The 22,005-nt window shown below is 32.3% G+C and carries 22 protein-coding genes; 6 read left to right on the forward strand and 16 right to left on the reverse strand.

The genetic code is table 11. The features are described 5' to 3' along the window. Positions 1 to 58: 58 nt before the first annotated feature. The 4 genes from KTC92_RS08525 to KTC92_RS08540 form a co-directional block, all read right to left on the reverse strand. Positions 59 to 853, reverse strand: coding sequence for an ABC transporter ATP-binding protein (locus KTC92_RS08525; protein WP_165411565.1), 795 nt, complete (start codon positions 851 to 853; stop codon positions 59 to 61). Further along, positions 837 to 1,730 carry an ABC transporter permease gene (locus KTC92_RS08530; RefSeq protein WP_165411564.1) on the reverse strand — a complete coding sequence of 298 codons (894 nt, stop codon included), beginning with the start codon at positions 1,728 to 1,730 and terminating at the stop codon, positions 837 to 839. The genes KTC92_RS08525 and KTC92_RS08530 overlap by 17 nt, the downstream gene beginning before the upstream one ends. Continuing rightward, complete coding sequence (locus KTC92_RS08535; RefSeq protein ID WP_216303428.1) at positions 1,730 to 2,740, reverse strand: ABC transporter substrate-binding protein; 1,011 nt, start codon at positions 2,738 to 2,740, stop codon at positions 1,730 to 1,732. Before KTC92_RS08535 ends, KTC92_RS08530 begins: the two co-directional genes overlap by 1 nt. 399 nt (positions 2,741 to 3,139) lie before the next feature. Then, positions 3,140 to 3,559: a HutP family protein gene (locus KTC92_RS08540; RefSeq protein WP_216303448.1), complete on the reverse strand. Its 420-nt coding sequence runs from the start codon at positions 3,557 to 3,559 to the stop codon at positions 3,140 to 3,142. Positions 3,560 to 3,763: 204 nt separating this feature from the next. Between KTC92_RS08540 and KTC92_RS08545 the strand changes: the two genes are divergently transcribed. Then, positions 3,764 to 4,324: a TetR/AcrR family transcriptional regulator gene (locus tag KTC92_RS08545; RefSeq protein ID WP_216303427.1), complete on the forward strand. Its 561-nt coding sequence runs from the start codon at positions 3,764 to 3,766 to the stop codon at positions 4,322 to 4,324. A gap of 141 nt (positions 4,325 to 4,465) precedes the next feature. Here the strand turns inward: KTC92_RS08545 and KTC92_RS08550 are convergent, their stop codons facing one another. After that, complete coding sequence (locus KTC92_RS08550; protein WP_216303426.1) at positions 4,466 to 6,163, reverse strand: oleate hydratase; 1,698 nt, start codon at positions 6,161 to 6,163, stop codon at positions 4,466 to 4,468. Positions 6,164 to 6,754: 591 nt separating this feature from the next. Between KTC92_RS08550 and KTC92_RS08555 the strand changes: the two genes are divergently transcribed. The 4 genes from KTC92_RS08555 (at position 6,755) to KTC92_RS08570 (ending at position 10,811) form a co-directional block, all read left to right on the forward strand. Beyond that, a complete protein-coding gene (locus tag KTC92_RS08555; protein ID WP_216303425.1) occupies positions 6,755 to 8,077 on the forward strand; it encodes an ABC transporter substrate-binding protein in 1,323 nt (440 codons plus the stop codon). Between the two features lie 94 nt (positions 8,078 to 8,171). After that, complete coding sequence (locus KTC92_RS08560) at positions 8,172 to 9,035, forward strand: carbohydrate ABC transporter permease (RefSeq protein ID WP_216303424.1); 864 nt, start codon at positions 8,172 to 8,174, stop codon at positions 9,033 to 9,035. Further along, positions 9,032 to 9,865 carry a carbohydrate ABC transporter permease gene (locus KTC92_RS08565; RefSeq protein WP_165411558.1) on the forward strand — a complete coding sequence of 278 codons (834 nt, stop codon included), beginning with the start codon at positions 9,032 to 9,034 and terminating at the stop codon, positions 9,863 to 9,865. Before KTC92_RS08560 ends, KTC92_RS08565 begins: the two co-directional genes overlap by 4 nt. Before the next feature lie 277 nt (positions 9,866 to 10,142). Further along, positions 10,143 to 10,811: a DUF4397 domain-containing protein gene (locus tag KTC92_RS08570; RefSeq protein ID WP_220286411.1), complete on the forward strand. Its 669-nt coding sequence runs from the start codon at positions 10,143 to 10,145 to the stop codon at positions 10,809 to 10,811. Between the two features lie 86 nt (positions 10,812 to 10,897). Here the strand turns inward: KTC92_RS08570 and KTC92_RS08575 are convergent, their stop codons facing one another. From KTC92_RS08575 to KTC92_RS08600, 6 genes are read right to left on the reverse strand one after another with little or no spacing between them, the layout of a single operon-like run. Continuing rightward, positions 10,898 to 12,214: a S8 family serine peptidase gene (locus KTC92_RS08575; RefSeq protein WP_216303421.1), complete on the reverse strand. Its 1,317-nt coding sequence runs from the start codon at positions 12,212 to 12,214 to the stop codon at positions 10,898 to 10,900. Positions 12,215 to 12,232: 18 nt separating this feature from the next. Further along, positions 12,233 to 13,264 (reverse strand): hypothetical protein, encoded by a 1,032-nt coding sequence (locus KTC92_RS08580; protein ID WP_220286412.1) that lies wholly within the window; start codon positions 13,262 to 13,264, stop codon positions 12,233 to 12,235. Between the two features lie 35 nt (positions 13,265 to 13,299). Next, a complete protein-coding gene (locus tag KTC92_RS08585; RefSeq protein ID WP_216303419.1) occupies positions 13,300 to 14,403 on the reverse strand; it encodes an ABC transporter permease subunit in 1,104 nt (367 codons plus the stop codon). After that, positions 14,387 to 15,271: an ABC transporter ATP-binding protein gene (locus tag KTC92_RS08590; RefSeq protein WP_216303418.1), complete on the reverse strand. Its 885-nt coding sequence runs from the start codon at positions 15,269 to 15,271 to the stop codon at positions 14,387 to 14,389. The genes KTC92_RS08585 and KTC92_RS08590 overlap by 17 nt, the downstream gene beginning before the upstream one ends. Next, entirely contained in the window at positions 15,255 to 16,082 is an 828-nt protein-coding gene (locus tag KTC92_RS08595; RefSeq protein ID WP_216303417.1) for a hypothetical protein, read from the reverse strand. Before KTC92_RS08595 ends, KTC92_RS08590 begins: the two co-directional genes overlap by 17 nt. After that, complete coding sequence (locus KTC92_RS08600) at positions 16,051 to 16,626, reverse strand: RNA polymerase sigma factor (protein ID WP_216303416.1); 576 nt, start codon at positions 16,624 to 16,626, stop codon at positions 16,051 to 16,053. Before KTC92_RS08600 ends, KTC92_RS08595 begins: the two co-directional genes overlap by 32 nt. Positions 16,627 to 16,973: 347 nt before the next feature. On the opposite strand from KTC92_RS08600, the gene KTC92_RS08605 reads away from it, so the two are divergent. Next, the gene (locus tag KTC92_RS08605) at positions 16,974 to 17,999 is read left to right on the forward strand and encodes a PTS transporter subunit IIC (RefSeq protein ID WP_216303415.1); all 1,026 of its coding nucleotides are present in this window, start codon (positions 16,974 to 16,976) and stop codon (positions 17,997 to 17,999) included. A gap of 80 nt (positions 18,000 to 18,079) precedes the next feature. Here the strand turns inward: KTC92_RS08605 and KTC92_RS08610 are convergent, their stop codons facing one another. The 5 genes from KTC92_RS08610 to cobM form a co-directional block, all read right to left on the reverse strand. Further along, positions 18,080 to 18,535 carry a PadR family transcriptional regulator gene (locus KTC92_RS08610; protein ID WP_165411550.1) on the reverse strand — a complete coding sequence of 152 codons (456 nt, stop codon included), beginning with the start codon at positions 18,533 to 18,535 and terminating at the stop codon, positions 18,080 to 18,082. A gap of 6 nt (positions 18,536 to 18,541) precedes the next feature. Then, positions 18,542 to 19,390, reverse strand: a complete 849-nt coding sequence (locus tag KTC92_RS08615) for a DegV family protein (RefSeq protein ID WP_216303414.1) — start codon at positions 19,388 to 19,390, stop codon at positions 18,542 to 18,544. A 213-nt stretch (positions 19,391 to 19,603) separates the two neighbouring features. Further along, the gene (locus tag KTC92_RS08620) at positions 19,604 to 20,371 is read right to left on the reverse strand and encodes a cobalt-precorrin-6A reductase (protein WP_216303413.1); all 768 of its coding nucleotides are present in this window, start codon (positions 20,369 to 20,371) and stop codon (positions 19,604 to 19,606) included. Positions 20,372 to 20,470: 99 nt separating this feature from the next. After that, entirely contained in the window at positions 20,471 to 21,187 is a 717-nt protein-coding gene (gene cobJ / locus KTC92_RS08625) for a precorrin-3B C(17)-methyltransferase (RefSeq protein WP_216303412.1), read from the reverse strand. A 20-nt stretch (positions 21,188 to 21,207) separates the two neighbouring features. Continuing rightward, a complete protein-coding gene (cobM, locus tag KTC92_RS08630; RefSeq protein ID WP_220286413.1) occupies positions 21,208 to 21,960 on the reverse strand; it encodes a precorrin-4 C(11)-methyltransferase in 753 nt (250 codons plus the stop codon). Positions 21,961 to 22,005 lie beyond the last annotated feature (45 nt).

Raw genomic sequence — 22,005 nt, forward strand, 5'->3', positions numbered from 1 at the left:
GACTTTTTAAAATTGTCTACTCTATAGGGTACATTTTAGTTAGTTCCTTGCTAAAATTTTATGAAAAAGCCACTTCATCACTTATAAAGTCATTGGAATTTTTGTTGTTAAATCTGTCTAAAAGTTTGGGTATAGTCAAACTTTTCTTTTCTTCTCCGCTGATATCTAAAACTATTTCTCCACCATGAAGCATTATCAGCCTATTTCCTATATCTATGGCATAATTTAAATTATGAGTTATCATAAGTGTAGTTATATTTTTTTCACTAACTGTATTTTTAGTTAATTTTATTATATTTTCAGAAGTCTTTGGATCTAAGGCTGCGGTATGCTCATCTAAAAGCAATAAATCAGGATTAGATATAGTTGATATAAGTAGTGACAAAGCTTGTCTTTGACCACCAGATAATAAACCAACCTTTTTATTTAAGTTATTTTCAAGGCCCAAAGAAAGTCTGGATAATGATTCCTTAAATAACTCTAAATTTTTATTGTTAATGCCAGGAGTTAATCCAAATTTACTCCCTTTATTATAAGCCATTGATAAATTTTCTAATATGGACATAGAAGGAGAAGTACCTAAAGTTGGATCTTGGAATACCCTTCCTATAAATTTTGTTCTTTTATGTTCTGGAAGCGATGATATATTTCTTCCATTTAAACAAATAGAACCCTTGTCAGGTAATATTGAACCAGATATTAAATTTAATAGAGATGATTTGCCGGCACCATTGCTACCTATTACAGTAATAAAATCTCCCTTGTTTAAATGAAGGTTCAAATTATTAAATATAACTTTTTCATTTATTGTATCCTTGTTAAAAACCTTTTGAAGATTATTTATCTGAAGCAATTGGAACACCTCCTGACTTAAATTTCTTTAACATTTTAAAACTTAAATTAACCTTTCTCCCATTTAAGGACAAAGCAAATATAACAATTATACAAGTTATAAGTTTTAAATCTGTTGGAGGTAACCCTAAGTTTAAAGCAAGAGATATACTGCCTTTATATAATATTGAACCTAAAATTGCAGTAGTCGTTGGAAGCATCCATGAAGTTTTTTTGAAAATAGCTTCTCCTAATATAACAGACGCTAGACCCATAACTATAATTCCAGTTCCCATGCCTACATCAGAAAATCTTTGATATTGAGCCATCATAGAACCAGAAACTGCTACAAGACCATTTGAAAGCATAAGACCAAGTATTTTGATAGTCCCTATATCAATTCCTAAGGAAGTTACCATTTGAGAATTATCTCCTGTAGCTCTTAATATAAACCCTAGTTTTGTATTCAAAAACAAATCTAAAACTATCTTAGCTAAAATAGCAAATAAGGCAATTATGATTACTGGAGAAATATCATTAGAAAAAATAGTGCTTTGTGAAAATAATGGCACATTAGCTTTACCCATTATCCTAAGATTTATAGAATAAAGTCCTATCATAACTAAAATACCTGAAAGTAAATTTGTTATTTTAAGCTTCACATGAAGTATCCCAGTAATTCCTCCGGCCATTATGCCCGAAATAAAAGCTAAAATTAGTGATATAAAAGGATTTACACCTTTTACTAATGCGGCTGCTGTAACTGCAGCTCCTAATGCAAAAGTTCCATCTACAGATAAATCGGGAAAATCTAATATTCTATAAGTTATATAAACTCCTATAGCCATTATTGCAAAAATAAATCCTTGTTCTAGTATGTTTATGATAAGGCCATCCATTACTTAGCACCGCCCTTAACTATCACTGCTTTTGCCTTTAAATCACTTGGTATAGTAATTTTAAGTTTGCTTGCCGTATCTTCATTTATGGTAAGTGTTGATTCCTTTAAAGTTTGTATAGGCATATCATTTGGCTTTTTACCATTTATGATATCTACTGCCATAAGACCTGTCTCAAAACCAAGTTTATAGTAGTCTATACCTTCTGTAGCTAATGCACCAGCATCTACATGGGCTTTTTCAGCGCCTATTATAGGAATTCCTTTTTCAATGGATTTTAAGCTGATGAGAGGCATTGAAGATGCTACTAAGTTATCAGTTGTTGTATATAAAACATCAATTCTAGGAAGTAATGAAGCTAATGCTTGAGATATATCGTTAGAACTTGAAATCCCCACAGCTATTATTTCTAAATTCATCTTTGAACCTTGCTTTTTTGCCATTTCTACTTGAATTTCTGAATTTGCTTCACTAGTATTATATAATATACCTACCTTTTTACAGTTAGGTTTTAGTATTTTAATTAATTGAAATTGTTTATCCATAGGCAATTCATCACTAGTGCCTGTAACATTTGTATCGGGTTTGTTTAGAGATTTTACCAGACCTGATTTTACAGGATCAGTTACAGCAGTTATAAGTATAGGAATACTTTTAGTACTGTTATATGCTGCCTGTGCGCAAGGCGTTGCTATAGCATATATTAAATCCTTTTTAGTTGAAGTGAAATTGCTTGCAATAGTTTGAGCTGTTGGAATATCGCCTTGAGCATTTTGAAAGTCTATTTTTATTTTTTCACCATCTATAAACCCCTTAGAACTAAGAGCATCCATAAATCCTTTGTGAGCTTTGTCTAGTGCGGGATGTTCTACAAGTTGGATTATTCCAATACTTGTCACCTTACCAGAATTACCTTTACTTTTTGTTTTAGCAGTCGAACAACCTGCTAAAACTGAGGCACCTAAAAACAACGTGCCAATTACACATAATAATCTCTTTTTCGCTACCATACTACCATCCTCCTAAAATATTTAATTATAAAAATAAAAGCTACTGTTAAATCATCTCCTGCGGAGTCATCTCCTGCGGAGCTGCAATATTAATGACTTCAGAAGGAGCTTTATACTCCCACAATAATTTTTTCTTTGTTATAGTATAGAACTCCCACTTATAAAAGTTGGAGACTTTCCTTCTGAAATGTCATTAATTTTATAGTTAGCTTTATTTACGTCTTAATCCCTACCATTATTACACTACCATACTACCCTACTACGCTACCATACTACATGCTACAAAATACCTTAACTACATTATTATTCTATGTTAAATTTTTTATTAATCTTATAGCATTTTTTTCAAATTGTCAATATATTTCTAAAATATTAGATTTTTAAATTATAAAATTTCAGTTAATAAATATCAGGTATAGAACGATGTGAAAGTCCTATTACAACCTCATTCAAATGGAGCAAACCTATACTTAAAAATATACATACACTTATATGTTCACCAGATCTCGCTATTCCCATTTTCCCACCTACATTTAATCCGTTAGCTTTAGGTGCAACTTGGGCTAAAGCATCTTTAGTAGCACCAGCTACAGCACCCTCATGAACATGACAATCCTTTATAAGTCCACCTCTTTTTGAAGCTACAATAGCACTTTCAATTACCTTTGTAGTAAATGCAGAAAAATTACCTCCAATATCTATTGCAGTAACCAATATTCCTTTTTCTTTATAAGCTGCGATAAATTTTTCTTCACTAGCTCTTGGACATAGGGACATTTTCACAGAAATTTTAGCAATATCTGTACTTTTATGATCCATAAGTATCACCTCTAAATTAATATTTTTCAATTTTAGTATAACATATATTATACTTGCATCTAAAAGTTTTATCATTTTATATTTTTTAGGCTACGAACATGATTCCGTAGGATATAACTAAATCCAGCTCCTTACTACCTCATTGACTAACTCCTTCATTATAAATATAATATATATAATGCGCAGGGAAAGGAGCTGTAATGTATGTCACAAACCACAAAAAAAGCTTTAGCATCATCATTGAAAAAACTAATGAATACTACTCCATTAACAAAAATTACAATTAATGATATTGTTAACGACTGTGGAGTAAATCGCCGTACATTCTACTATCACTTTCAAGATATCTATGCACTTTTAGAGTGGGTTTTCGAAACTGAAGTTGCTAGTGTCATGGCAGAAAATAAAACGTATCAAACGTGGCAACAGGGATTTTTGCAAATATTTCTCTATTTAGATCAAAATCATAAAATGGTGTTAAATACCTATAATTCCGTTGGGCGTGAGTATTTGGAAACCCATTTATACAATGCAGTGTACACCCTTGTCTTTAATGTTGTTGATGAGCTCGCCGTGGACATGAAGATTTGGGAAGAAAAAAAAGAATTTATAGTTAATTTTTATAAATTTGCATTTGTAGGGTTATTGCTTGATTGGATAAGAACAAAGATGGTTAAAAATCCAGAACAACTTATCGCCGATCTCAATAATGTAATAAGTGGCGATATCCATAGAGCATTATCAAAATGCAAAATACAAAAATAGTAAACACTTTTGCCAACCATACTGTCACTGATAGTATTTTTATTTAAACATCAGAAATTGTATGTGGTAGTTATTATAAAAATATTTATAATAAAGAGAACCAGGAGGAATTAAATTTCTCCTGGTTCTCTTTTTTTATATTTAAATTAACCCTTCAAGTGTTGTGTTTTTTAAAAGTTTTTTCACAATCATCTCAGCGGGGAGAGGACGTCCACTATATAATGCCTTTGTTGCCGCAGCAATCACGCGAACATCGTATTTAGTGGGATATACATCTGGTACTTCTTTCTCAAGATTAAGTAGCGTATAAACCGCCATCATAGCTGAACGAATGGAATATTCAACTGTGAATACACAATCATCTGCAACTTCTGCAAATTGTCCTAAAAAGGCAAGATTGTTACTTCCTTTCGGAATAACGTCAGGACGATCACCCTTGACACGTGGCATAAACTGACTGGTTGTATAAGGCATCATGCAAGGGATAACATTAACGTTTTTAAGGATTTCTGGTATTTCATCTTTCTTACCCATATGGTATAAAAGTTCCGTTACAAGTTCTTCACCAGTGCAATCACACATTCTCTTTTTTACAAAATCTCCAATATTGTCAGGGAAAAGACCATAAGCCCATAGTACCAATACATTTTTAGGTTGGTCAATAAAGTGAGGCTGTCTATTACAAGTTACGCTCAAAAGCCAGCTTGAATCTTTGATAGTTATAATACCTCCTGTAACAGTTTTCCCGGAATATGGGTCATTACCTGTTAATTCCTTAAGAAGATCTGCTATTTTAGGATCCGCGCTAGTTATAGTAAAAGATTCCCATTTGCTTTTGTCTATGTCACTACAAAAAACTTCTGGTTTTCCAAATGAAGGATCTTTCTTAGCTATGTTTTTCCATAAATCCCAGCAACCTGCTGTTCCACGATTAATTGTTGCAGGCTCGTGCATACTTCCAATCGTAGAATTTTCTGTCATAGATCCATTGGTAACAAATACCAAATCATTCTCGGTTGTATGAATTATTTCTTCCTTGCCATTATGCAACAGTCGAATGGCCGTAACAGTTTTTTTATCAGTTTCTATATCAATATCCAAATCTGTAACCTGTGCATTTAGGTTAATGACTACATTTTTAGACTGCAACCATTTTTCCAAAGGAAGAATCATAGACTCATACTGGTTGTACTTTGGAAACATAATGTTTTTCATATGGCTCATTCCAGGAAGCAAGTGCATAAAACGTTGCATATATCGTTTCATTTCCACAACGCTGTGCCAATTTTCAAATGCAAACATAGAGCGCCAGAAGCACCACATATTAGTTTCTAAAAAAGATGGGTGAAAATACTGCTCAACAGTTGTGGCTCCCAAATTTTCTTCGGTTGCAAGAAGAAGCATAGTAAGTTGCTTAATATGAAGATCGTTTAATCCAAGAGAGGAAAAATCGGCCTTTTCACCACAGTTATGAAGTAACCTACAAGTCGATTCGTTAGGGTCAGCCATATTTAGCTCTCGAAATTCGTCCAAAACAGTTCGATTAGGGGCGCTTAGAGAAGGAACCGCGCTAAATAAATCCCAACAACACTCATAATGTTCTTCCATTTCGCGTCCACCGCGAACAACGTAACCGTCCTTTGCGTTTCCAGCTCCATCCATACTACCACCGATAATATGTGCTTGTTCTAAAATAGTGATATTTTTACCATCCATATGACCATCTCGAATTAAGTATGCAGCAGCCGCAAGAGAGGCTATACCTCCTCCGACTAAATATGCTTTTTTGTTTTCAATGCCTTCTGGCTTTAAAGTATTAATATTTTGAAAATTCCCCATAAATATTCATCCCCCTAAATGTTAATTAATTCATACGTCTACTAAGTAATTTACTACAACTACAGAAAAAAACAAATCATCAATCTTCAACGAATGTGCAATTTTGCAATAAAATCATAATTTTGTGCAATAAATTCAGAATCAAGCATAATTCTCCATTAAATCTAAAATTCATTATTTTTCATACAAATCACCTCTACTCTTCTTATTTTTGAGTTCTAATAAATACGATACTAAATGCTAACAAAATTAGGTTTATAATTACTAAAATCACTCCTCATTGACCATACTTGAAATATTGGAACGCTCTCTTAAATACCATAGTTATAGGGCCCTGAAACTTCACCAGTGGTAGTTATAATAAAAGCTCAGCAATGTACTGATATCCACGGAATGGCTGTCACATATCAAAAAAATTTATTAGAATAATATCAGTAGAAATGTTATATCTTCTCTTTTAGTATTTACTAAAATACTGAAAGAAAAAAATAAAATTACTATATTGACAATATTCTCTAAATGGTTTATTATAATGTTTAAGCAAACGATTGCATAGATAAGATTTAATTAGAAAATAGGGGGGGCTTAATAATGAAGAACACAAAAAAGCTTATAGCAGTTGCATGTACAGTTGCTATAATGACAGGTATGTTGTCTGGTTGTAGTAAAAGTACAGATCCTGCTGCTTCAAAAGCGGTAGGCAAGGATGTCGTAGTGGACATATTCCAATTTAAAGTTGAAGCTAAGGATGCTCTTGAAAAAGCTACAAAAGAATACATGGCATTAAATAAAAATGTTAAAATTAATGTACAAACAGTTGGCGGTGGAGAAGACTACGGTGCGGCATTAAAATCTAAATTTGCATCAGGACAAGAACCAACAATATACAATATTGGCGGAACTCAAGATGTCCTTGACTGGAAAGCTAAACTTCAAGATTTATCAAGCGAACCATGGGTATCACAAGCTTACCCAGGAACTTTAGATGCTGTAAAGATGGATGGTAAACTTTATGGTATGCCGTTTAACCAAGAAGGATCTGGACTTATTTACAATAAAACAATATTCACAAAAGCAGGAATTGATGCTTCAAAAATCAAAACATATGCAGATTTAAAAGCCGCATCGAAAACATTGGATTCAAAGAAGAAAGAATTAAAGATAGATGCAGTATTTGCTTTACCTGGCAAGGAAACTTGGGTAACAGGATTACATTTATCTAACGTTGCTTTTGCAAATGAATTTCCAACAGTTGTAGATGCATTTAATGCAAAAGAAATAACATTCAAACAAAATGAGCCATTAAAGAAACTATTAGATCTTCAAATTAAATATGCTTATAAGCCAGATGGTACTAATAAATCAATTAACAGCGTGGACTATTCTACTCAAGTTGAAAAAATGTTCTCTATGAGTAAAGTAGCAATAATTCAACAAGGAAACTGGGCTTTTGGATCAATAGATGGTATCGATCCAGAATTGTCCAAAAATATTGGTATATTACCAATGCCTTTAGATGGCGTTAAAGAAGGTTGTATCCAAGTTGGAGTACCTATGTATTGGGCTATTAACAGTTCAAAAGATGATGGAGCTAAGAAAGCTGCTGCAGACTTCTTAAACTGGTTATATACTTCAGACAGAGGTAAAGAAATGATCATTAAAGACTTTAAGTTTATACCAGCTTTCAAAGGTTATGACGGTGAGAAATTACAACCAACAGATGCACTAGGTAAAGAAGTACTTAGATACGTAAACGAAGGAAAAACAATTCCATGGGTATTTATGGGATATCCTACTGCATGGGGTATGGAAAAATTCGGAACAGACGTTCAAAAATATATTGCTGGCACCATCACATGGGATAAATTAGTAGATAATATGAAAACGACCTGGTCAGCAGCAAGAAAAAAATAATGAATATGATTTAAGATTTCAAAATCCTGGGAAAGTTCAAATCTGTTCCAGGATTTTATTAATATCAAGCTAATGTACGAAAGGAGATACTGTAATGAAAAAAAATAATGCGTCATTTTGGATGTTTGTAGGTCCAATTTTAGCTGTGTTCACTATAGTTTTGATCATACCATTGCTTTTTGGAGTTTACTATTCTTTTACAGACTGGAATGGAATTGCATCCGATATAAGTTGGATCGGATTTGCAAACTACGTCTCTGCATTTAAGGATGAGACTTTCCTTGCTTCATTCTTATTTACAGCTAAATTTACTATAGTTTCAGTTGTTGTAATAAATTGTATTGGATTTGGCCTCGCTTTACTTGTAACAACTGGTATGAAAAGCAATAATCTACTTAGAACTATATTTTTTATGCCTAACTTGATAGGAGGACTTATACTTGGATTTATTTGGCAGTTTATTTTCACACAAGTTTTTTCTGGACTTGGAACTATTTTTCATCAGCAATGGTTACTTGGATGGTTATCGGATGGGACTACTGGATTTTATGGGTTAGTAATTTTAATGTCATGGCAAATGTCAGGATATTTAATGGTTATTTATGTAGCTGCTCTTCAAAACATACCACCAGAGCTTACGGAAGCAGCTGAGATTGATGGTGCAAATGCATGGCAGAGAATAAAGAATATTACATTCCCTCTAGTAGGACCTGCCTTTACAGTAAGTTTATTTTTAACTTTATCTAATTCCTTTAAACTTTATGACCAAAATTTATCCTTAACTGCAGGTGGTCCTGCAAATTCAACACAGATGCTCTCTATGAATATTTACAACACCGCATTCAAATTTAATCAAATGGGCGTAGCGCAAGCAAAAGCTGTTATATTTTTACTAATAGTTGGTGCGGTTACTTTAACACAAGTATATCTTTCTAAGAAAAATGAGGTGGAAGCATGATAAAAAAAACCAGAAAATTAAATGTAGGTAAACTAGCTCTAGGAGTTATTGGTATTGCCTTAGGCGCATTATTTTTATCACCTTTTTATATCATTATTATCAATTCCCTTAAAACAAAAAAAGAATTATTTGCAAGTGTATTGTCCTTTCCTGAAATATTCACTTTAAATAATTATAAAGAAGCATTTGATAGGTTGCACTATTTAAATGCAATTACTAACTCTTTAACAATAACAATATCTGGTGTTATTTTTATTGCAATATTCGCTTCAATGGCGGGCTGGATGTTAGAGCGGACAAAAACAAAACTGAGCAACGCAATTCTTTTGTTATTTATTTCATCCATGTTAATACCTTTTCAAGCAATCATGTTGCCCCTAGTTAGAATTATGGGTAAATTTAAATTATTGAATATGGGTGGACTCATATTTATGTATCTTGGCTTTGGATCAGCCTTATCCATATTCCTGTATCATGGTTTTGTAAAAGGAATCCCAAAGGAGTTAGATGAAGCTTCCATGTTAGATGGTTGCAACAAATTTCAAACCTTTTGGTATATAATATTTCCTTTGTTAAAACCAATAACTGTTACAGTTTCTATCTTAAATACCGTTTGGATTTGGAATGATTTTTTATTGCCATCCTTAGTTATTAATAGACCAGGAACACAAACATTGCCATTGAGAACTTTCTTTTTCTTTGGTGAATATACCAAACAGTGGAATTTAGCTCTTGCGGGACTAACTCTCGCAATTATTCCAGTTATAATATTTTATTTTTTAGCACAAAAACAAATTATAAAATCTATTGCAGCTGGAAGCATAAAATAATCAGTTTTTCTTTAAATTGTAGATATCTTTAGTGTGAACCAAACTTAGGAATCCATACAATTTCTAAGCTTATTTAAAAATTTCTACATAAATAGCCAACTAATAAATCCCGGAAGATGTTAATTCTCCGGGATTTATTAGTTGGCTATTTATTCAACAGATTCATTCAATAATACGAGTTTTACCATGTGATAGTCGAGTTACAACTAATTTCAGTAACATTCTAGGATTGTTCTTCATATATTAATACAGTAGAAATATTTGAAGGGAGCCTTTTATGTTCTATTGTCCAAACAATTATAATGATCCTTATCCGCTATATAGAGTTACCCCTAAGAATTCTTATTTTAGGATTCTTCATGCTTCACCTAAATCCCCAGCTGTTGATGTATATATTAATGATATGTTAAAATTTAAAAACCTTACTTATGGTGCTTTTACAGATTATATAGAAGTTATGGCTGGAAATTACAATGTAAAATTGTATGCTACAGGTACTAAAACTACACCTGTACTTAATAAAAATATTTTTATTCCGCCTGAAAAAATTTACACCGTTGCAGTTATTGGTCTATTACCTAACATTGAGTTACTACCTATTCCAGAACCTATAGTTATAAATCCTAGTAACAATGCTTATATTAAATTTGCTCATTTATCACCTAATCTCGGTGCTGTAGATGTTGCATTACCAGACGGTAAAATTCTACTTAAAAATATTAAGTACAAACAATTTACTGATTATATAGAAGTCCCTGTTGGAACTTATACTTTAGAAGTTAGACCTACTGGTACCACGAATATTGCTTTATACGTCCCTAATATAAAACTAAAACCTAATCGTTTTTACACTGTTTATGCTGTAGGATTAGCTAACGATATTCCAGGCCTTCAAGCTCTAATTCCTCTTGATGGTAGTTCTTATTTAGATTTACGCGAAGATTAGTTATTGCGTGTTTTTGATAAAAAATATTAAAATTAAAGTTCTAGGATTTGCAAAAATTCCTAGAACTTTATGGTGCGCTGAAATTCTTACTTATCATCCTTTAATGCTTCTATTAATTTTATTGGATTTATCAGTTTGCCTGTTTTGGTTTCTTTACCTTCATTGCTTATATCCATGGCATCGCCTGTTCTCAGTGCAGTACTCCAAAATAAATCAGGAGTGATATTGGGTTTTACTTGACAAGACAGGGCATATAGTCCAGCAAGATAAGGTTCTACCGAGCTCCACCCACCTATTCTATTAAAACTGTAGCCCTTGACATCTTCAGGAATCGCAAAGGTTTTTGAGCTCATTGGAACTAATAGCAATTCTTTTGCTGCTAATTTATTATACTTTTCTTCATAATATTTACCAAATCCAGGTATCTCTGCTACGAAAGAAATCCAATTACTCCATTTATGAGGTTTGTAGGAGGATTGTTTCTCTGGATCAGCCATAGGTTCTCTATCAACTCCATAATACCAAAACTTATAATTAGAAGTTTCAAATATATTGGCAGAAATAACGAAAATCCCAGCATTTTCGGCTCTTTTCACAGCTTCATTCATTTCCTTATATCCTTTATTATTGGGACCCCATACAGCTGAAATTGATAATACTCTTATTTTATCTTTTTCAGAAAGAGTTTTATTAATTTTTAGAATTTTATCAATTGCTTTTGCCTCCCATATGAAATTTATTTCTCCATTTCCATTCTTAATATCTAAATTATAGCAACCAATATAATAAAGATTAGCTTTTGGTGCAACTCCTATTGACTTACCTACAGCTATTGAAGTCATTGCAGGCCCATGCATTGATGCTTTTCCATTGCCATTGATCTCATCATAGAACTTTATCTGATCTTTATATTCTTCATGATCAACTAATAAGGGCTGGTCTATTATAGCAATATTAATTCCTCTACCATCTATACCCTCATTGTTAAGCTTGCTTATTCCTAATCCTTGATTTTTACCAAGCTCCAAAATGGTATCTGGCTTATATTCTTTTGTCATTTTTTCAGGCCATTTAGTATGATTACTAAAAAAGCAATTACTAAGTTGTTCACTATTTTGACTTAGATTGACATTACTTAAGTCACTATACCGTAAATCAAGATAACCGTTAAAATTTTTCACATCTCCTAAGAACTTTGATTTGTGACCTGTTATTACATTAAGACCACCAATATTTTCTCCAGATGCAGGAGGATGCCTCACAATATACGTCCCACTTTTAGAAGTAGGAGTATTTTCACTATTAGAGCTTTGTAATGCAGTAGTTACAGCATTATTTTTTGCATTGCAACCTGAAAGCATTAAAACTATAGATAATGCCAACAACAAATATATTTTTCTCATATTTATCCTCCAAATTTCTTAATCTGAAACATTATGATTAATAAATAAGCGCTTAGTCATTAATATACAACTTATTGATGCTACTAACATTACAAAGAATGCTAGATAAGGATATAATACAGGATATCCCAGTATATTAAACGCTTTAAAGTCTTTATACAAATAATCCGAATAAATGTATCTTATATAATAAAAATCTGTTAAATTCTTTAGCCACTCTGGAAGAATACTTTGAATAATTTCAATTACATTTATAGCTACAACAGCTGCAATTCCAGTGAATGCCGGAATAAGCAAATTTTTAGCTTTTGCAGAAATAACTAAAATGAATAAACCAAGAGCTATACCCGCAGTAAGATTAGTTAGAAATTGAAGAACAAAATGTCCAAACATGCTTAAAGGGAATGCAACACCGCTATAATTACCCAGCATACTTATATCGAAAATTGTCTGAAGTGTACATGCAAAACCTGCAATAACAATGATATATACTACCGCCGCTAATATTTTTGCTCTTACTATAGTATTTCTTCCTTTTTTACTACTTAGTATTAGAGAATCAACACCAGTTGAATATTCCTCAGAAAATATAGGAGATATTCCAAGTATAATAAGAAACGCAATAAAGCAATATATATCATTTTTTCTAAGAATAGCCGGCCATATACTATGGTAACTGATGGTTTCTGGTGATCCTATCTTTTTAAGGTAATTATATTCTAGGTTCTTTTTCCTATAAGTATAACTACTTATCCCCTTTACTTTTTGAATTTTTGTTATTTCATTTTTTAGTTTAGTAAGCTTCTCTTTGTGATTTGACCACAATATGTTAGGACGAGAAATTGTGCTATATAATATCTCCTGCTCCATATTACTTACCATTATTGTACTTTTACCAGTATTAATTGCATTATTATATTTTTTAAATGTATTATTTACATTAGAAAGCTGCGAAGCTATTAATACAATGAAACCTGCAAGTATCACTATTCCAATAATTACTATCTTTTTCGAAAAAATTTTATATAATTCATATCTTACTAAATCCATAAACTCACCTCCATCTATACTTCAAAAACTGTAATTTAATTAACAACTTCATGTTTTCTAAAAGAGTGCTTTGTAATATATATAGAAATCATAGAAAATATTATTAAAGCGATACCACAAGCGACTATATTTATCACAGGTGTCCCAAATATATTATAGGTATTAACCATTTGTAATGAATCAGAAGGACTTATAAAAAAGCAATATGAATTTATAAGTCCAAGTATAGAATGCTCAATCCCCATATTTCCAGCAAGATATAAAGGCATTATAATTGCTGCAAAACTAACGAAGAACGTTACCAGTAGATTCCTTATACGTGAGGAAAACATTAAAATCAATAACCCAAAGGCTAATATCCCTATAAACATCATCAAGAACTGCAATAAATATACCTGAGATATATTTAGCTGATATGGGCTAAAAGAATACATTCCCAAAGCTTGCATCGGTCTATCAAAACCTTCTATATTTCCATAGCATAAAACAGATGATAGAATCGGTATAATTCCAAATATTAAAGCAATAGAAGAAGAATAGATACATGAAGCAATGAGTTTTGCAGTAATTATAGTTTTTTTACCATACTTGCTGCTTAATATAAGTGCATCCATACCACTCGAATATTCTTCTGAAAATACTCCTGAAAGCCCCAAACATAAAAGTAGTAATAACCCAACAATAATGCTACTTGTACCTATAAGATTAATATCCCCCCAAAGACCTAAGTAATAAGGCTTTGCATCTTTATTTACTTTTTTATACATATTAAGTTCCATAACCTTTGATTTGTACTCATATCCAGTGATGCCACTGGCCTTCATTCCATTTAACTTATCTTGCAATTCAGCAACATTTTCAGCATTATTTGTTTTATATTCCTCTAAGTTAAAGATATTTGTATAGATTGATAATCCCTCTTTTTCTTTTTGCGTAATTTGACTAAGTTTTGTTACATTACCACCAGTTTTATAATATTCTTTGACTAGATTTTTAGCCTCTATCGCTTTATTCCCACCACCTGTCAATATTGTACTTAATATTAGAATTGTTACAAACACTGCCAAGGAAATTAAAACACTTTTCTTATAAAAAATTTTATAAAGCTCATGCTTTATTAAATTAAATAGCTTGCTCATCAGTTTGTTCCTCCTCAAAATAATACATGTATAAATCCTCTAGTCTTGGAACTTCAACTTTCGCTTTAGGTAAAGGTTTTTCATCGCTTATTATTCTTACTTCAATGCCTTTTTCTTTTCTCATTATATTGCCTACTTTAAAATCCTTATTAAGCTCATTTAGCATATTTTCCTCAACTATAGCGCTCCATACTTTGTTTTCCATATTCTTTAGAATATTATCGATAGAATCTTTTTCAATAAGCTCTCCATTTTTAAGCAGAAGTACTTCCTTTGAAATATATTCTATATCCGAAACAATGTGAGTAGAAAATATTATTATTTTATCCTTTGACATATCTGATATCAAATTTCTGAATCTTATCCGCTCCTTTGGATCAAGTCCTGTGGTAGGTTCATCCAATATAAGAATTTTAGGATCATTTAGTAATGCCTGTGCTATTCCTATTCTTTGTTTCATTCCACCTGAAAATGTTCCCAGCTTTTTTTTACTAACTGCCTTCAAATTAACAAGTTCAAGCAGTTCGTCAACCTTTCTTTGGGCAGAACGTGTATCAAGTCCCTTCAAGGCTGAAATGTACATAAGAAACCTATGGGCAGTAAAATCTTTATATATACCAAAATTTTGCGGTAAATATCCCAGAATATCCCGATACCTATCTCCCATTACCTTAATATCCTCACCATTAAGAATAACTCTTCCTCCTGTTGGATTTAAAATATCCGTCATTATTCTCATAAGTGTTGTCTTCCCCGAACCATTAGGACCAAGAAGTCCATACACTCCTGGGGTTAGTTTAACCTTTAGATTTTTAACCGCATATTTGTCTTTGTACTGTTTTGATATGTTTTCAAGCACTAATTTCAATTTGATTTCCCCTCTCAAAAATATTATTATATCTGCTTTGTAAAGCTTTAAGCTGTAGTACTAACATTAATGTACTGATTGATAATATAACCATATATGCAACAGTATCAAGTTGCATAATGGTATTTACAAATTTCTTATCGATGCACATATATAAAATTACCATTGACCAAATTGATACAATCGCAGCTACCGCATAATCTCCTTTGATTTTCATTGCTATCCAAAGTGATACTCCGGAAACCAATGTAAGCGGTGTTAGCCACAGTACTGATAGCTTCCATAGATCTATATTGCTCCTAAACATGTATAGAACGACGGAAAGTGCTGTATTCATAAATATACTGTAAATTCCTATAACTAATATTCTCGAAAGCATTATCTCAATAGCTGATATTTTACAGCTTAGTTCAATTTCAAGCACACCACTGTCACGACCTTTGAATACCTCAACTATACCTAAAATAGAAGGCAAAGGCGCTAACGCCATAATGGTAATGTATGGATCAATCTGATTAATAGATATAAAATACCCTATAATGAATATTGCGGTGCAGAAAACCCAGTAAATCTTACTTATAAAAGTTATTTCTCCTGCTGCCATCCTTATAATATGGCAGAACTTTTTAAATCTTTCATTTTTTATCGGTACATATTGTCTCAGAACTTCTATCGTTGCATCTATTTCCTCTTCCCCTGGGAGTTCTATTGTATAATTTTGCATATACGTGAGCAACTCTTCTACTGCCTTGTCATCATTATCTGGTATGACCTGAGATTTAGCGATAAGATTCTTTGGCACTTTTTTCATTTTTTTCACTCCTTTCAAATACTTGTTTAAGTTTTCCTATGCCTTGCTTTAGTCTCGACTTTACTGTTGATTCATTACTTTGTGTTATATATGCAATATCCTTAATCTTTAAATCATGATAATATTTTAAAATTATAGCATTTCTTTGAAATTGGGGAAGTGTCGTAATTGCATTTTTTATCTTCTGCCTCTCAATTTTCCTACTCATTATTTCATAAACATTGCTATTTTTATCAATTATATTTGTATTAAGCTCTATGTTACTTTTATTTTTTATAGCGCCGCTACTTCTAAAATAATCATTGCATGTATTTGCTGCAATCCGTAGCAACCAATTTTTAAACTTTCCTTCATCTTTATAAGATTTAATTGATTTAACAAGCTTTATTAAAACTTCTTGTGTAATATCGTAAGATGTATGATAGTCTCCAATATGTCTATATATAAATGAAAACAATAATTTATAATTGTTTTTAACCAAAATTTCCATTGCATATTGATTTCCGCTTTGTATTTCCTTAATTAATTCTTCATCAGTCGACATTCCATCACCACCCTTCTACATATAATAACGTAAAGTTTTATTTAAAAGTTTTAAATAAAAAAATAAAATTAGCCTATATCTTAAATTACTATGTAAAATAAGATATAGGCTTTACTTTATAGGCTAATAACCTCACTAATAATTCACTATATATTAGGCTTGTCATTTTTTTGTATATCTTATTGATGTGTTTATAATAAGATGTTATAATGTTGTCAGGTGCACATGTATATACACCAGTATATACATGTGCACCTGAGTTAAATAACAGTTTATGTGCATAATATTATAAACATCCTTTATATTCATAACTTAACAAAGTATATATTTTATTAGGAGGAAACCTCATGGAAAAATTCAAAATCGTTGTAAAAAAAGGCCTTAAACGATATTTTTTAGATGCCTTGAGTGCAATGGCATTAGGTCTATTTGCTTCATTAATTATTGGACTAATACTAAGTCAATTATCAAAAATACCTGCACTAGCTTTCCTTGAAGAGTTTGCAGAAATCATTTCAGTTAAATCCCCTGTAGTTGGCGCAGCTATTGGTGTGGCTATAGCTTGGGGCTTAAAAGTTACCCCACTTACTATGTTCTCCTGCGCTGCTACTGGTGCTTTTGGATATATGTATATGGGTGGTGGCCCAGTAGGATCTTTCATTGCTGCAGTAATAGGTGCAGAACTTGGCAACTTTGTGTCTGGAAAAACTAAGATTGATATTGTTATAGTTCCCATTGTTACTATTGTTACTGGAAGTATATCCGGTAAGTTTGTTGGCCCTTATATCTCAGTTCTTATGACGAATATTGGTGCAGTCATAAATTCTGCTACAACTCTTATGCCTATTCCAATGGGTATTGCTGTATCTACTTTAATGGGTTTAGCGCTTACTGCTCCAATTAGTAGTGCTGCCATAGCAATTTCACTAAAAATGTCTGGCCTTGCAGCCGGTGCCGCCACTGTTGGTTGCAGTGCTCAAATGATAGGTTTTGCTGTTTCTAGTTATAGAGAAAATAAGATAAGTGGTTTAGTATCTCAAGGACTAGGTACCTCTATGCTACAAGTACCTAACATAATAAGACGTCCCCAGGTTTGGATACCTCCAACACTTGCCGGTGCAATACTCGGCCCTCTTGCTACTACGGTTTTATCCATGAAAAACAACTCTCTAGGTGCAGGTATGGGTACTAGCGGTCTTGTAGGTCAGTTTGGAACCCTTGCCGCTATGCAGGGGAGCCAACCTACTTCGGTGATAGTTTTAAAAATATTACTTCTACACTTTATAGCCCCTGCTGTTTTAACCCTACTCTTCTCAGAGATTATGAGGAAGAAAGGGTGGATTAGTCAAGGAGACTTAAAGCTTAAGCTTTGAGTTAGTGAAATTCAAAAGAAGCTGCAGGTGATAATACACCCTTTGGGTGAGTTCACCTGCAGCTTCTTTTGTTATAATATTTAATTGTATAAATCACTATAAATAATTTTAAATACTTCTAAAGCCTCTTCTATTTTATCTTGTAGTAGGTATTTTTTATTTTCTAGCTGCCTTCTACCTTCCACCGTGATTTTATAAATTTTCTGTGCTTTCTTGGAATTACTCCATTCCCCAATAATCAATTTTTCTTTTTCTATTTTTTTTAAAAGAGGATATATTCCGCCTGTACTAGGAATCCAAAGACCATTTGTTCTATCACCAATTTTATGAGATATATCGTTTCCATTAGTTTCGCCTAAACTTAGAATGTATAGCACGTACAAAGGTAGTAACCCTTTTGTGAATACTTGACCTACAGCTTCTTTTTCCTTTTGAACTTTTCGAAGCTGTAAAAGTTTTTTCTTGTATTCAACATACAACCTCTTTTCCTGCACCCTAATGTCTATCTCACTTTCTTTATTCACTATATCATCCATTTTTATTTAAGGTTCCTCTATACAAACCATTCCTACCAAACCTGGTCCACTATGAACCCCTGATACAGGACTTATATATCCTCCGAATTCTACGGAAATAGCATTTGGATGGAGACTTATACTTTCCATTACTTTTTTAGACTCTTCTAATGCATCACCGTGTAATATATAAACCCTACACTTCTTTTTATCTAAAATGCTATTTGTAAGTTCTACAAGTTTATTAAGAGATTGCTTTCTACCCCTTACCTTTTCACATGTACAATACTTACCTTCATCATCAAACGAAATTATAGGTTTAATGTTTAAAAGCTCAGCTATTGTGCCTGCAACTTTCCCTATTCTTCCACCTTTTTTTAAGTACTCTAAAGTCCCTACTACAAAGTATAGATGGATTCTTTTTTTAATAGACGGAATAGCTTCAACAATTTCTTCAAAACTCTTTCCTTCTTGTATCAGCTTTCCACATTCCGTTACTATTAATCCTTCGCCTAGGGCTATAGATTGTGAATCACATACATGAGTAATAATACTTGGATGATTTTCACTTGTAAGCTTCACAGCATTAAATATACCTGATAACCCAGTAGATAAAGTTATTGCTATAACATGAGTGTATCCTTCTTCTTCTAATTTCAAAAACAGTTCTTCCATATCCTTCATTGATGGCAAAGAGGATGTAGGTACTTCTGTTTTCATATTATCGTAAACTTCTTGTGGCGATATATCTATATTATCCAAATATTCTCTATCAGAATAGATAATCCTAAAGGGTAATACATTTATATTATATTTCTCTATTGTTTCTTTACTTAAATCGCTTGTAGTGTCTGTAATCAACGCTATTTTATTCAAATTAAATCCTCCTACATTACATAATATCAATATTATATCACTATAATATATGTGTATCAATAGTGATACATCCACAATCATTTTAATTAGTTTGTACAAATAACTACAAATGTATGCATACAGGTATGTGAGACAGTTAATGAATTTAAATAATACATAATTATAAACCCCTTTAGCTAATATTAAACTAAAGGGGTTTGTATAAACTAATTTTTACATCGTTAATTCCGATATATATTTTATAAGTTCTATTTCACTATAAAACACCTGTGAATATACCATTGGTTTTCTTCCTATTATAAACGCTGGTATATTATTATCTATAGCTGCTTTTATTTTGTCGTAAGTTCCACCTTGAACTCCGCTATCCTTCATGAGTATTGCCTTAGCCTTGTATTCTTTAATAAAGCCACAATTTAATTCATAGCCTACAGGACCCTTCATCGCCACTATATCCTCAACTCTTATTCCTAATTCTAAAATCTCTTCTAGAACCTTAACAGAAGGTAAAACTCTATGTATTATCCTATTATTTAAATTAAAACTTAGAATTTTATCTATATTTCTGCTACCAGTGGTATTTAAAATATTTCCCTCTACTTTTGTAAGCTGTGTATATAGACTATCATAATCCTCCACCACAATAACATTTTTATTTTTCTTAAATTTTTCCACAACTGATGGCCTCTCATATCTAACATATTGTACTCCATAGATTTTACATGCTTCCATTGCATTTTCAGTAATTTCTAGAGCATAAGGGTGAGATGCATCAATTAATATTTTAATATCATGTAATCGTATGACTTTCATTAACCCTGAAAGGTCTAATGGTTTTTCATTGAAAATTTTATATTTATAATTTTTCAAAAGCTCTGCGCCATAAGCCGTAGCTGTTGAGATGAAAATATCCTCTGTAAACCCATTCAGTCCTGCAAGAATATTTTTCCCCTCTGAAGTCCCTACAATTAAACCTATCATTTTTATTCACATCCTAAAATAGTTGGGGACGGTTAACAACTTTTTCTTACTTATTAGTTTACTAATAGCTAAAAAGTTGTTAACTGTCCCTCAATTTTTTTAAACCTTATAACCTCTTGGTGTTATAAACTTACCATCTTTTACATAGCTTTGACTGTTACCAATTATAACAATTGAAAGCATATCAACTATGTTTTCATCAAAGGTATCTAATGTAGATATACTTACTTCTTGTCCATCCCTAAGCGCGTTTTTAACTACGGCTATTGGTACGGTTCCTTCTCTATATTTTTTTATTAAATCTATACTTTCTTTTAAATAATGAGGTCTACCCTTACTTTTAGGATTATATAATGAAATTATGAAATCGCCTTCTGCGGCTAACTTTACTCTTTTTGTAATTAATTCGTATGGAGTCATTAAATCGCTTAAGCTTATGTTACAATTGTCATGCATTAAAGGTGCTCCTAGTACTGAAGCTGCAGCTGACGATGCTGTAACTCCCGGAATAACCTCAACCTCCTCATCTATTCGAAGCTGAAGAATTAATCCCGCCATTCCGTAAATTCCAGCATCACCAGTACTTATTACACTAACTATCTTACCACGGCAAAGCTCTAATGCCTTTTTGCATCTTTCTTCTTCTCCCATCATGCCTGTAGAGAATACTTCCTTGCCTTGTAATAATGGTTTTATCATATCTATATATTTGTTATAGCCTACAACTATATCACTCTCTTTAATGGCTTCCATTGCTCTTATTGTCATATGAGAAAGTCCACCTGGTCCTATTCCTATTACATATAATTTACCCAATTCTACATCCCCTTCGCTATCTATTTTTTTCCTTCTCTAAACATATGTGTAAAGGTCTTGTCATACAAAAGGCTCTTTTCATATTCACAATCTATAAAATCGCCTACAAGAATTTGAGCACATTTTGTTATTTTAGCTATTTTTACCTTTTCTGCTATATCATCTAAAGTCCCAATAATAGCTCTTTCATCTGGCCAAGTAGCTCTTTCAATCACAGCTATTGGAACATTCCTTCCGTAACCTGCTTTAAGCTTTGCAACTACCTTGTCTATCATACTTATAGATAAAAAAATAGCCATAGATGCTCCAACTGATGCAAGTTTTTCTAAATCTTCTGTTTCAGGTACTGGGGTTCTACCCTCTACTCTTGTTAAAATTAAAGTTTGAGTTACACTTGGAAGTGTGAATTCTTTTTTTATAACAGAAGCTGCCGCTGAAAAGGAGCTTACTCCTGGTACTATTGAATAATCTATATTTAGTTTATCTAACTCATCCATTTGTTCTTTTATAGCTCCGTATATAGCTGGGTCTCCAGTATGTAGTCTTACTACATTTTTATTTTCAATATGTGCCTTTCTCATAACCTCAATAACTTCTTCGAGTGTCATTGAAGCGGAATTATGAATTGCTGCATCTTCCTTACAGAAAGTCATATGCTCAGCACTCACAAGCGATCCCGCATATATAACTACATCTGCACTAGATAATATATTTCTTCCCTTAACTGTTATTAAATCCACATCTCCTGGCCCTGCACCTATAAAATAAACCATAAAATCCACCTATCCCTTATTAATTATTATTGATATAGTTGTTAA

The organism is Clostridium sp. CM027, assembly GCF_024730565.1.
Taxonomy (GTDB): Bacteria; Bacillota; Clostridia; order Clostridiales; family Clostridiaceae; genus Clostridium_AD; species Clostridium_AD estertheticum_B.

Excerpts from the sequence above, each read along its gene's own strand:
- KTC92_RS08530 (WP_165411564.1), bottom strand. The coding sequence starts at position 1,730 with ATGGATGGCCTTATCATAAACATACTAGAACAAGGATTTATTTTTGCA.
- KTC92_RS08535 (WP_216303428.1), bottom strand. The coding sequence starts at position 2,740 with ATGGTAGCGAAAAAGAGATTATTATGTGTAATTGGCACGTTGTTTTTA.
- KTC92_RS08540 (WP_216303448.1), bottom strand. The coding sequence starts at position 3,559 with ATGGATCATAAAAGTACAGATATTGCTAAAATTTCTGTGAAAATGTCC.
- KTC92_RS08545 (WP_216303427.1), top strand. The coding sequence starts at position 3,764 with ATGTCACAAACCACAAAAAAAGCTTTAGCATCATCATTGAAAAAACTA.
- KTC92_RS08550 (WP_216303426.1), bottom strand. The coding sequence starts at position 6,163 with ATGGGGAATTTTCAAAATATTAATACTTTAAAGCCAGAAGGCATTGAA.
- KTC92_RS08555 (WP_216303425.1), top strand. The coding sequence starts at position 6,755 with ATGAAGAACACAAAAAAGCTTATAGCAGTTGCATGTACAGTTGCTATA.
- KTC92_RS08560 (WP_216303424.1), top strand. The coding sequence starts at position 8,172 with ATGAAAAAAAATAATGCGTCATTTTGGATGTTTGTAGGTCCAATTTTA.
- KTC92_RS08565 (WP_165411558.1), top strand. The coding sequence starts at position 9,032 with ATGATAAAAAAAACCAGAAAATTAAATGTAGGTAAACTAGCTCTAGGA.
- KTC92_RS08570 (WP_220286411.1), top strand. The coding sequence starts at position 10,143 with ATGTTCTATTGTCCAAACAATTATAATGATCCTTATCCGCTATATAGA.
- KTC92_RS08575 (WP_216303421.1), bottom strand. The coding sequence starts at position 12,214 with ATGAGAAAAATATATTTGTTGTTGGCATTATCTATAGTTTTAATGCTT.
- KTC92_RS08580 (WP_220286412.1), bottom strand. The coding sequence starts at position 13,264 with ATGGATTTAGTAAGATATGAATTATATAAAATTTTTTCGAAAAAGATA.
- KTC92_RS08585 (WP_216303419.1), bottom strand. The coding sequence starts at position 14,403 with ATGAGCAAGCTATTTAATTTAATAAAGCATGAGCTTTATAAAATTTTT.
- KTC92_RS08595 (WP_216303417.1), bottom strand. The coding sequence starts at position 16,082 with ATGAAAAAAGTGCCAAAGAATCTTATCGCTAAATCTCAGGTCATACCA.
- KTC92_RS08600 (WP_216303416.1), bottom strand. The coding sequence starts at position 16,626 with ATGTCGACTGATGAAGAATTAATTAAGGAAATACAAAGCGGAAATCAA.
- KTC92_RS08605 (WP_216303415.1), top strand. The coding sequence starts at position 16,974 with ATGGAAAAATTCAAAATCGTTGTAAAAAAAGGCCTTAAACGATATTTT.
- KTC92_RS08610 (WP_165411550.1), bottom strand. The coding sequence starts at position 18,535 with ATGGATGATATAGTGAATAAAGAAAGTGAGATAGACATTAGGGTGCAG.
- KTC92_RS08620 (WP_216303413.1), bottom strand. The coding sequence starts at position 20,371 with ATGATAGGTTTAATTGTAGGGACTTCAGAGGGGAAAAATATTCTTGCA.
- cobM (WP_220286413.1), bottom strand. The coding sequence starts at position 21,960 with ATGGTTTATTTTATAGGTGCAGGGCCAGGAGATGTGGATTTAATAACA.